The sequence below is a fragment of the Rhodopirellula sp. UH5 genome, from assembly GCF_056839225.1.
Map to the genome: position 1 here is coordinate 6841057 of NZ_CM166390.1, position 12249 is coordinate 6853305.

The following is a 12249-nucleotide window of genomic DNA, read 5'->3' on the forward strand; positions in this document are numbered from 1 at the left end:
AGATTGCAAAGCCCCAACGGGCAACGCCGTGAACGATTTTGAGGCCGCGATTTGTGGTGTTTTGCTGAACTGCCCTTGAAGTGTAAAAGCCGGATCCCCCTACCAACCAACTGAAACACTTCAGTCAGAAAGGAATCCGGCTGTGTCAAAGAAACTCGATTCTCACGAATCAAGCAAGGCCAAAGAACATGCTCGACAAAGGAAATCCAACCGAGCTAAGCGCAAGGTCAAGATCGAATCTCAGCGAGAGCGTTATCGGAAAGCCCAGACGCGCAACGCCAAAGAGTTCCGCAGTGCGATCGATTGGGTGCTGGGTGACGAGCAGGCAGTGCCGACGCAGGCCCACGGCAACACTGGCTGGAAGACAATGACTCTGATGATCCAAGCCTTGCTGTGGATCTTCTCTGACAAGGACAAGCTCAAGGATGCTTTTGATTCAGGCACCCGGCAATGCAAAAAGGTCCACGGGAGGATCGCATTTTCAAGTTACTCTGGACTGATCAAGGCGCTGGTTCGATGGACTCCCTGGTTGTCCGAGGTTTTGCTTACTCGGATTCACAAGCAAATCGAGGCAACCGCCGGCAAGCTTTGGAGGACGACTGGTTGGGTCGTCATGGCTGTCGATGGTTCTCGAAACACAACGCCGCGAACACTGAGTAACGAAAAAGCGTTTTGCGCTCCCAATCATGGTCACGGGACAACGGCTCGGTATCGAAAAAAGAAGACCAAAGGAATGCGCCGTCAGGCCATCGAGAAGAATCCACCGGCACCGCCAGTACCCCAGATTTGGATCACAAAGATTTGGCACGTTGCCACGCAACTGACTTGGTGCTGGAAACTTGGGCCTAGCAATGCGTCCGAACGAGCACACGTGCAAGAGATGCTAGAAAACGGCGAATTCCCGGGGAAAACGTTGTTTACCGGTGACGCGGGATTCGTTGGCTACGAATTTTGGAAGAGCATCATCGATGGGGGACACCACTTTCTCGTTCGCGTCGGCGCGAACGTCAACTTGCTGCATAGCCTCGGCTACGATGTCGAGCCTGGCGAAGACAACCTTGTTTACTGCTGGCCCAAGGACAAACGCCGTGAGGGCATGCGTCCCCTGAAGCTTCGCATGATTCAGATCCAACTCGGCCGCAAAGAGGCAGTTCTCTTAACGAGCGTTTTGGATGAGAAGAAGCTCACGGACGAGCAAGCACTGGTAATTTACAAGAGCCGCTGGGGAATCGAATTGGAATTTCGCAACCTAAAGCAAACGTATGGACGACGACAACTTCGCTGCCGCCAGAGCGTCCGGGCGTTGGTGGAGTTGCATTGGTCGATCCTCAGTATTCTGATCGTCAAGCTGTATGCCTTGAAAGTACACCTCGCGAAGAAACGTCGCCGGGGTGATCCGGTCGCGATGCCTGGTCGAATCAGCTTCGCAGGGGTGGTGCGTTCTTTCCAACGCATTCTTGAGAACCTCAACGAGACCGATCTCGAGGAACCGAGCTTATCGGAGATGCTGAGGGATGCGCTGATCGATGATTACGAACGCAAGTCGAGCAAGGAGGCGAGGTATAAACCGAACAAGAAAGACAAGCCTCGTTGCGGTCTCCCCAACGTCACTCGCGCCACGAAAGAAGATCGCGATCGACTTCAAAAACTGGGGTTTTGTACCGTCGCCTAAATCGTTCACGGCGTTGCCCAACGGGGCGGTCCTAGTGTTCTTCGAGTGCTCTCCGTAGGGGCCAGCCCATTGGGGCGTGGGACAGAACCAAAACCGACGCCACATTGTCTGTGTGACCCGTCCAGTTTTCGCGGTCCAACCTTCGTCCCGGTTTTCCGACGGAAGCGTGAGGTTTTCAAAACGGTTCCGTTGCCGAAAGACTGCTGCCAACCTGCTCCGCATCCGAGAAAACCAGGCGTGGGGCGATCGAAGCAGTCGCGCGCAAAGGAAAACGGAGTCCCGCGAGGCGAGGGCAAGGGGTGACGTCGCCCCTTTCCGGGTGCGTTCGGCTCGCTGATCGAGTACGATGGACCGTGAACTTTTGGTCGTGACAGCGGTCACACTCTTGCCCGAAAACCGGCGAGCAGAATGCATCCGGCAACTCCCCGGCCATTCCCGTTCTCGTCTCATCCTTTTGGATCCTTCCCAAGAGAACTCCTTTGCTTCGTCCCGCCTTTGTCGTTGCCGCCGCGTTGATATTCGGGTTCGTCGATCCCGTGTTGGGGGACGATTCGCCGGAACAATCCGAACGTACCGAAGCGGTCGATTGCAGCACGCTGACCGGCAAGGTGATGTGCGGCTACCAAGGCTGGTTCAACTGCGAGGGAGACGGCGCCGGACTTGGTTGGCGACATTGGGGACGCGACTCGAAAAAGCCACTTGGTCCGGTCAATGTCACGGTCGACCTTTGGCCGGACATGTCGGAGTACTCACCGGAAGAACGCTTTGCCACCAAGTTCCGGCATTCCGACGGCAGCGTCGCGGAAGTGTTCAGCAGCGCCAACGAACAAACCGTTCGCCGTCACTTTCAATGGATGCGTGAGTACGGAATCGATGGTGCCTTTGTCCAACGCTTCGCAACTTCGCTGAGATCTCCCGCCAGTCTCGCGAATCGAACCGCGATTTTGAATCACTGTCGTCGCGGCTCCGAAGAGAACGGGCGGGCCTTCGCGGTGATGTATGACTTGTCGGGGCTTCGAGAAGGAGAACTCGACGTCGTTCAACAAGACTGGACTCGTCTGGTCAACGAAGAAGCGATCACCAGCAGCGACGCTTACCTGCATCACAACGGCATGCCCCTCGTCGCGATTTGGGGTGTCGGGTTCGCCGAACGGCACCAGCCCGGTGCTTACACGCTGGATGATTGCAAAACGCTGATCGCCCAACTGAAAAGAGCCGGTTGCAGCATCATGCTGGGGGTCCCGACCGGCTGGCGAGAACTCAACCGAGACTGCGTGACCGATCCGGCGGTTCGATCAATCTTTGAAATGGCGGATGTGATCAGCCCATGGACGCCCGGACGCTATCGCACTCCAGCGCAAGCCCAACGACACGGCGAGCAAACTTGGAAACCTGATCAACAAGAATGCGGTGCCAACGGCCAAGGTTACTTGCCCGTCGTCTTCCCCGGTTTCAGCTGGTTCAATCTTCGCAACGGAGAAGCACCCCTGGATGACATCCCGCGACTGAAAGGCCAATTCCTTTGGTCGCAAATCATCGCGGCGAAGAAGGCCGGGGCCGAGATGCTGTACGTCGCAATGTTTGACGAAGTTGATGAAGCCACCGCCATCTTCAAGTGCACCAGCGATCCACCCCAAGGACGCGACGCAAAATTCGTGACCTACGAAGGCTTGCCCAGCGATCACTACCTCAAGATCGTCGGCCGAGCGGCTCAGTTGTTACGCGGTGAAGTCGCATCCGCCGAGACATTGCCTAGCGAGTGGCTGACGACTCAGGTCAGCACAGCCGGAACTGCCGAGGCTGGGAACGATCCTGTTCAACCACCCGCGCCGCAAGCGAATCAAGTTGTTTCAGACGATCTTTCCGCGATTCGCAAATTCGTTTCCGGTCAATGTCTGGATTGTCACACGGGAAACGATGCCGAAGCGGGATTGGATTTGCAGGCGTTTGATTTCGGTGCCGATCAGTTCACGCATCCTGACTTTGCGACGGCGGAGTGGGAAAAGATCCTTCGACGCATCAACACCCGGCAGATGCCGCCGCCAGATTACGGCCAACCCGACGAAGCAACCTACTCTCAAGTGACAGTTTCGTTGGTTTCTGTTCTCAATCATCACGCCCAGCAGTTCCCACGACCGGGCCGAGTGGGAGCGATGCGGCGGATGACCCGCGTGGAGTATCAGAACGCGATCCGTGATTTGCTGGCGGTGACCATTGATGCATCGGACTACCTTCCCAAAGACGAATCCAGTCACGGTTTTGACAACATCACCGTCGAGGAACTCTCTCCGACTCACCTGAACCGCTACGTGTCGGCCGCGCAAAAAATCGCTCGCGTGGCCGTCGGAGGCTTGGGAAACGGCCCCGCCGGAGTGACGATTCGGTTGCCGGCCGACCGTTCGCAAGAAAAGCATGTTGAAGGCTTGCCGTTTGGAACCCGCGGCGGCGTGTTGTTCGATCAACACTTCCCGCAAGCGGGCGAGTACGAAATCGAGTTGAAGTTGACTCGCGACCGAGACGAACAAGTCGAGGGTTTGCATCGCGAACACGAAATCGATGTGCTGGTCGATCGTGCTCGAGTGCACCAGTTCAAGGTGTATCCACCCAAGAAGACCGGCAAGTACGGCGGTCCCGATTACACGCATTCGGATTCTCACCTGAAGCAGCGTCTGCACTTCGACGCCGGCCGGCATTCGATTGGAGTCACGTTTCCGAAGACCTTCTCGTCGCTGACCGAGGGCAAACGACAGCCCTTCGATGCCAACTTCAATCGACACCGCCATCCACGACTGACGCCAGCGATCTATCAGGTTTCGATCGTGGGACCGTTTGCTCCTGACGGTCCCGGCAACACTATCAGCCGCCAAGCCATTTTCGGCGAGAACTGGCCCGGCGAAAACGACGACCGGGACGAAGCCCAAAAGATCCTCACACGGTTGGCTCGCCGAGCCTATCGCCGTCCCGCCACGGATGAGGAACTGGCGTTGTTGATGGATTTTTTTGATGACGGTTTCTCAGCCGGCAACTTTGATGAGGGCATCGAGTCCGCTCTCACCGCGTTGCTCGTCAACCCAAACTTCCTGTTCCGGATTGAATCCGTTGATCCGGATGCCTCGGCAACACAAGAAAAGAATGTTGTCGCCGTCAAGGATCATGAGTTGGCGTCTCGATTGGCGTCGTTCTTGTGGAGCAGTTTGCCCGACGAAGAATTGTTGGACCTCGCCGACGCCAAGCAATTGCGAAACGATGACGTGCTGGCCGGACAAGTCGCAAGAATGCTGGGTGATCCTCGTGCCAATTCGCTCGTCACGAATTTCGCTTCGCAGTGGCTGCAGTTACGCAACTTGGATTCGATCACGCCTGACCTGCGTTTGTTCCCCGACTTCGACGACAACCTTCGGCAATCTTTTCAACGCGAGACTCAGTTGTTGTTTCAGGATGTATTGACGAACGATCGAAGCGTCACCGATTTGATCGCTTCGCAAGACACCTTTTTGAACGAACGTTTGGCCACGCATTACGGGATCCGAGGCGTCGCCGGAAGCCATTTCCGCCGCGTCAAAGTTTCACCGGAGTCGCACCGGGGCGGCATCTTGCGGCACGGCAGCATTCTGATGGTCACCTCGTACGCCACACGAACTTCGCCAACGATTCGCGGCAACTGGGTGATGGAAAACATCTTCGGAACTCCCGCTCCTCCACCACCGCCGAACGTTCCCAATTTGAAAGAGAAAGACACGCTCGCGGCGATGACCGTCCGGGAAAGGCTGGCCATGCACCGAGCCAATCCGACTTGTGCGAGTTGCCATGACTTGATCGATCCGCTTGGGTTCGCACTCGAAAACTTTGACGCGGTCGGGCGTTGGCGACAATTTGAAGGCACGCTGGATGTCGATTCGTCGGGCCAACTCCCAGATGGTACCGAGTTGCAATCGGTCGATGAACTGGAAGCCGGCATCGTCGCTCGCCCGGACATCTTTGCTCAAACCGTCTCTGAGAAACTAATGACATACGCACTCGGGCGAGTTGTTGAGCCACACGATGGACCGGCGATTCGCCGCATCGTTCGTGGTGCGGCGCAGTCCAACTACACGCTGGCTTCTCTGGTCAACGGCATCGTTCTGAGCGAGCCGTTTCGGTACCGAGAAATCGCGTCTGAACCGAACAACCGCCACTCATCCCGATGATCCGTCACGCTGCCCACTTCTAAACTGGAAGCTCGATGAAACGATCCCATCTTTCCCGTCGAACGTTGCTGCGAGGCACCGGTGCCGCCGTCGCGTTGCCACTGCTGGACGCGATGATCCCGGCGATGACCGCAACCGCGGCAACGGCAGCCGCCCCCAGTCGCCTCAAACGCATCGGTTACATCTACATACCGATGGGATACAACCCGGCCGAATGGACTCCCGAAGGCGAAACGCTGGACGATTTGCCGTCCAGTTTGTCGCCACTGGAAGACGTGAAGGATCACTTGACCGTGATCTCCAACACGGATTTGCAAAACGCATATCCCGGTTCCCACGCGACATCGAACTCGGCGTTTTTGAGTGCGGCGCGAGCCAAGCGAACCGAAAGCAGCGACTACTACAACGGGACCACGGTCGATCAAGTCGCGGCTCGGAAGATCGGTTCCACCACCCAGTTACCTTCTTTGGAACTGTCGATGGACCTGCTGTCCACCGTCGGCCAGTGCGACAACGGTTACGCGTGCGTGTACCAGAACAGTTTGTCTTGGGCTTCTCCGACGCAGCCGTTGCCATCCGAAGCTCACCCGCGAATCGTGTTTGAAAGCTTGTTTGGCGAAGGCGGGACGCCTGAACAACGACGCGCCGCGATGCAGAAACGAGCCAGCTTGCTGGATTCGATCAACTTGGAAATCAAGCGGATCAAGAATCGCGTGGGTGCCTCGGATCGCAACAAGATCGATGGCTACCTCGAAAGCATTCGCGAAGTCGAACGCCGGATTCAGTTGGCGGAACAAAACAGCGAGGTGAATCCGCTGCCCGATTTGGATCGTCCCGTGGGTGTGCCGACCGCGTACGCCGATCACGCGAAGCTGATGTTCGACCTGCAGTTGCTCGCTTTCCAAGGCGACATCACTCGAGTCGTTTCCTTCCAATTGGCTCGCGAGGCCAGTACGCGAACGTATCCTGAGATCGGCGTGCCTGATCCTCATCACCCCGTGACTCACCACGGTCGCAATCCGGAAAAACTGGCCAAGGTTGCCAAGATCAACCAGTTCCATGTTTCCTTGTTCGCTGACTTCCTCAAGCGGATGAACGAAGTCCCCGAAGGCGACGGAACATTGCTCGATCATTCGCTCTACATGTACGGGAGTGGCATGGGCGATCCGGACGCGCACGACCACAGCAATCTGCCGATCTTGGTGGCTGGTGGTGCCGCCGAAAACATGCGTGGCAACCGTCACCTTCGGTTCAAAGACCCTGAGCCACTGTCGAACCTGCACCTGACGTTGCTCAACAAAGTTGGTGTGCCTTTGGAATCGTTCGCGGACAGCACGGGAACGGTCGATGACCTCTTTGATCCGGTGACACTGTGATGTTGCGAATGATTTTTCCGATCGTTGGATCGCTCCTGGTTTGTCTTGGCGTCGTCGCGGCGGATCCATCCGATCGGGATGCGGCCGCGGTTGCTGGCGTCGAGGAATCAGCACTCGATCACCAGTGGGTTGCCGCGGCGGAACAGCAACGTTGGGATTTGGTTCGAGAATCGTTGGCTGGCGATCGAGTGGACGTCGATGCGTCTCAACCCGATGGGATGACGGCGTTGCACTGGGCGGCCTACCACAATCACGCTCGCAGTATCGCGGCACTGGTCGCTGCCGGTGCGGACGTGGATGCGAGAACGCTGTACGAGGTCACGCCACTGAGCCTGGCGTGTGAGTATGGCAATCTCAGAGCAGTGCGAGCCTTTTTGGACGCGGGGGCCGATCCAAACGCGGCTCGACGCGGCGGCGAATCGCCGTTGATGTTGGCGGCGCGGCAGGGCAACGCGAATGTGGTCAGGTCGCTGATCAAGTCCGGAGCTGACATGGAAGACAAAGAAGCCCGTGGGCAAACCGCGTTGATGTGGGCCTCCGCGGCCAGCAACCTGGATGCCGTCGACGCATTGATCGATGCGGGATGCAACGTTGAAACAACACTGAAGCAGTCCGGGTTGTCAGCACTCATGTTCGCGGCACGACACGGACAATCGGCGGTGGTGATGCGTTTGCTCGACTCGGGTTTGGACGTCAACACCGTCGCGAAACCAAAACGCAGCGGCGGCCGAAATCCGCGGAACGGAATGTCGGCGATGATGTTCGCGATGGAAAGCGGGCACCTTCAGTTGGCTTGCGATTTGGTCCGTCGCGGTGCCGATCCGAACGACCAACGCAGCGGATACGCTCCACTGCACGCGATCACTTGGGTTCGCAAAACGGAATTGGGCGACAACCCAGAAGGCGACCCGGCACCTCGCATCACGGGATCCATTCACAGTTTGGACTTTGTCCGCCAAATGGTGGAATTAGGTGCCGACGTGAATCTGCAACTGAAAAACGGCAAGTCACGTGGCCAACGCCTCAATCCCAAGGGCGCCACGCCGTTCTTGTTGGCCGCTCGCGGTGCTGACGTTGAGCTGATGCATTTGTTGCTGGAACTCGGAGCCGACCCCACGATCACCAATGACGATGGAACCACCGCGTTGATGGCTGCGGCAGGAGTCGGGGTGATCGCGGTGGGTGAAGAACCGGGCACGCCGGAAGAGGTCGACCGCGCGATCGAGATGCTGGTTGATCTCGGGATCGATCCCAATGTCGTCGATCGCAACCGAGAAACCGCGATGCACGGCGCCGCGCTGCGAACCTTTCCGACCGCGGTTCGAAAGCTGACTTCGGTCGGCGCGGATCCCAATGTTTGGAACCACAAGAACAAACGTGATTGGACACCGCTGGACATCGCCGGTGGCAAACGTCCCGGCAGCGTCAAACCGTCACCGCCAACAATCGAAGCTTTGAAAGAAGCGATTGAAGCTTCTAGCTTCTAAGTCGGGATCGTCGAGTTCTCGGTTGTTGATCGATGGCTCGGCGTCACCCGCGATTGCAGCTTGGAACCGGGGCTAATGCCCAAACGGCTCATTTGGATCGCAGACCTTCCCTCCCTCCCACCTACCAATCCCGTGCATCGCTTCTTCCTCACGCTTTTGTTTGCATTCGTTTCGTCGGCTCTCTTTGCTGCCGAACGTCCCAATGTCGTTGTGATTTTGGTGGACGACATGGGGTATGGAGACCCGGGATGTTTCAATCCCGACTCCAAGATCGAAACGCCGAACATCGATTCGCTTGCTCGCGATGGGATGCGATTCACCAACGCCCACGCACCGGGACCTCTGTGTCACATGTCACGGTATGGGCTGATGACGGGACGTTATCCGTTTCGGACCAACGTCAGCGTTTGGCCACGTGAACCTTTGGTCGAACCCGATCAAGTCACGCTGGCATCGCTTGCGAAATCGCAGGGGTATCGTTCCACGATGATTGGAAAGTGGCACCTGGGATTTGAAGAACGTGCCAACGAAACCTACGACCGTCCGTTGTTGGGTGGCCCCGTGGACCGCGGCTTTGACCATTTCTTTGGCATCCGAGCCTCCACCGACATTCCGCCTTACTTCTACATCAACGATCGGAAAGCGGTGCATCCGCCGACGGATCGCATCGAGGCCAACGACAGCGAAGGATGGTCGCCGATTCAAGGTGCGTTCTGGCGAGCCGGCGGCATTGCTCCGGATCTGGAACTGTCCGATGTTTTGCCACACTTCACGGACTTGGCGATCGACACGATCGAAGCTCATCCGAACGCTGATGATGCGACGCCATTGATGCTTTATCTCGCTTATCCCGCTCCCCACACACCTTGGTTGCCCAGTCCTGAATTTGCTGGCAAGAGCCAAGTGGGATCGTACGGCGATTTTGTGATGATGGTCGATCACGAAATCGGACGCGTGCTGGATGCGCTGAAACAGCAGGACATGGAACGAGACACGATCGTTATCTTTACTTCGGACAACGGGCCGGTCTGGTACGAGAACGACACGGAACGATTCCAGCATGATTCGGCCGGCGGTTTTCGAGGAATGAAAGCCGACGCCTGGGAGGCTGGGCACCGGATGCCGTTCATCGTTCGCTGGCCAGGTCACGCCAACGCATCTAGCAGCACGGATCATCTGGTTTGCTTCACCGATTTGATGGCCACGTTTGCAGATATCTGGAAGGCGGAGCTTCCCCGGGACGCTGGACCGGACAGCCACAGTTTTTTGCCGGCGTTGCTTCAACAGCCATTCCAGCAAGGCACAAAGAGAACCGAATTCGTGATGCGAGCTGGAAGCAAATCCACGATGACCATTCGCGAAGGCGATTGGAAATGGATCACCGGACTGGGGTCAGGGGGCTTTTCCAAACCATCACGCATCCCGCCGCAGCCCGGTGGCCCGACTGGTCAACTTTACAACCTGAAAAACGACCCCGCCGAGACCAGCAACGTTTACCAAGACCATCCTGACATCGTTCAGCGGTTGCAGAAACGCATGAAACAGATCGTCGACGATGGCCGCAGTCGCTGAACTCGACGCCCTTCTGAACAACGCCTCCCACCTTTGATTTTCACCAGGTCCCCATATGAAAACCATCTCTCTTTTGGCCTCCGCAAGCGTCGTGTTGTTGGCTTGCTCGGTCCTGCCATCTCCGGCGGCTTCAGCGGCCGATTCCAACCCAGCAGATCGTCCCAATGTGATCGTGATCATGAGCGATGACCAGGGAGTCGGTGACTACGGGTTCATGGGCAACCCGATCATTCGCACGCCTTCGCTGGATCAAATGCGAACGCAGAGCGGCTACTTGAGCCGGTTCTATGTCAGCAACGTGTGTGCCCCGACTCGAGCCAGTCTGATGACGGGGCGATACAACTACCGAACGCGTTGCATCGACACGTATGTTGGTCGAGCGATGATGGATCCGGACGAAGTCACGCTGGCAGAACGGCTCAGCGAAGCGGGCTACCAAACCGGCATCTTTGGCAAATGGCACCTGGGCGACAACTACCCCATGCGGCCCATGGACCAAGGTTTCGACGAGAGCTTGATTCACCGTGGCGGCGGTATCGGGCAGCCTTCGGATCCCATTGGAGCCGAAGGCAAGTACACCGACCCAACGCTGGTTCACAACGGCGACGAAGTGGCAATGGAAGGTTACTGCACCGACATCTTCTTCGACGCTGCGATTGACTTCGCTCGCGAACAAACCGACTCGAACAAGCCCTTCTTCACGTACATCGCGACCAACGCACCGCACGGCCCGTTCCATGATGTGCCGGAGGAACTTTATCAAGAGTACAAGCAAATCGATTTCTCGCCGATCCTGGTGAACAAACTTCCCGCCAAACGCCGCGTGGCTGAGTTCGATAAACTGGCTCGGATCTCTGCCATGATCACCAACATCGATCAAAACGTCGGCAAACTTTTCGCATCACTCGACAAACTCGGAATTCGCGAAAATACGATTGTGCTTTACCTCAATGACAACGGTCCCAATTCGCGTCGCTTTGTCGGCAACATGCGAGGCAGCAAAACACAGGTGGATGACGGCGGCATTCGTTCTCCATTGTTGTTTCATTGGCCAGCGAAAGTGGAACCGGGTGATACGTCGGACGTGATGTTGGCTCACATCGATTTGATGCCGACGTTGCTCGATGCTTGTGGAGTCGCGGTTCCGGAATCGCCCGCACTCGATGGCAAGAGTTTCCTACCATTGCTGACCGGCGAAATGGACGACTCCCAGTGGGAAACGCGATCGATTGCCTTTCAAACTCACCGAGGCAACGTTCCTCAGAAATTCCATCACTTTGCGATGCACGAACATCCGTGGAAATTGGTTCACCCCAGTGGCTTTGGCAAAGAACGCTTTGAAGGCGAACCCAAGTTCGAACTGTACAACTTGGAAGAGGATCCCAAGCAGCAAAACGATCTTGCCGACAAACATCCTGAGATCGTTCAGCGGCTCAAAGAGGCTTATTCCAAGTGGTTCGATGATGTTTCCTCGACTCGTCCTGACAACTACGCACCGCCTCGGATCGTCATCGGCACCGAGCATGAACCGCAAACGGTTTTGACACGGCAAGATTGGCGACACTCCAGCGGTCGTCCCTGGGCGAAGAACTCCACTGGCTTCTGGTTGTTGGACGCTCCGGAGGAGAAACGCTACGAAGTCGAATTGATCCTGACCGACAAAGATCATCGCGGCGGAACCGCAACGCTCCACCTGAATGATGAGACGCACACCTTCGATGTCGCACCGGGCGAACGGCGTGGTCATGTCATGGAAGCAACGATACCGGCAGGCCCGCATACTCTCTCGGTGACCCTGTCTGATTCCATCAGCGCTGGCGTCCACCAAGTCTTCCTGACGACGCAGGATTGATCGCAAGAGAGTTCTAGTGGTCCGTCAAAGTTAAAAGTTAGGGTCGATCGTAGTGGACGAGGCCACGAGTCCTTGGGTTTTACGCCAGTTCAGGACTCGTGGC

6 protein-coding genes are annotated in these 12249 nt (G+C 56.9%); all 6 read left to right on the forward strand.

Going from position 1 to position 12249, the window contains the following annotated elements; translation table 11 throughout:
• Window positions 1-142 precede the first annotated feature (142 nt).
• Complete coding sequence (locus UH5x_RS24580; RefSeq protein WP_482632748.1) at window positions 143-1672, forward strand: transposase; 1530 nt, start codon at window positions 143-145, stop codon at window positions 1670-1672.
• Window positions 1673-2151: 479 nt separating this feature from the next.
• On the forward strand, window positions 2152-5859 hold the full coding sequence (locus tag UH5x_RS24585) for a DUF1592 domain-containing protein (RefSeq protein WP_482633986.1): 3708 nt from the start codon (window positions 2152-2154) through the stop codon (window positions 5857-5859).
• A gap of 35 nt (window positions 5860-5894) precedes the next feature.
• Entirely contained in the window at window positions 5895-7235 is a 1341-nt protein-coding gene (locus UH5x_RS24590; protein WP_482633987.1) for a DUF1552 domain-containing protein, read from the forward strand.
• Window positions 7235-8722 (forward strand): ankyrin repeat domain-containing protein, encoded by a 1488-nt coding sequence (locus UH5x_RS24595; protein ID WP_482633988.1) that lies wholly within the window; start codon window positions 7235-7237, stop codon window positions 8720-8722. The genes UH5x_RS24590 and UH5x_RS24595 overlap by 1 nt, the downstream gene beginning before the upstream one ends.
• Window positions 8723-8797: 75 nt before the next feature.
• Window positions 8798-10294, forward strand: coding sequence for a sulfatase family protein (locus UH5x_RS24600; RefSeq protein ID WP_482633989.1), 1497 nt, complete (start codon window positions 8798-8800; stop codon window positions 10292-10294).
• A 55-nt stretch (window positions 10295-10349) separates the two neighbouring features.
• Window positions 10350-12146 (forward strand): arylsulfatase, encoded by a 1797-nt coding sequence (locus UH5x_RS24605; RefSeq protein WP_482633990.1) that lies wholly within the window; start codon window positions 10350-10352, stop codon window positions 12144-12146.
• Window positions 12147-12249: the final 103 nt, after the last annotated feature.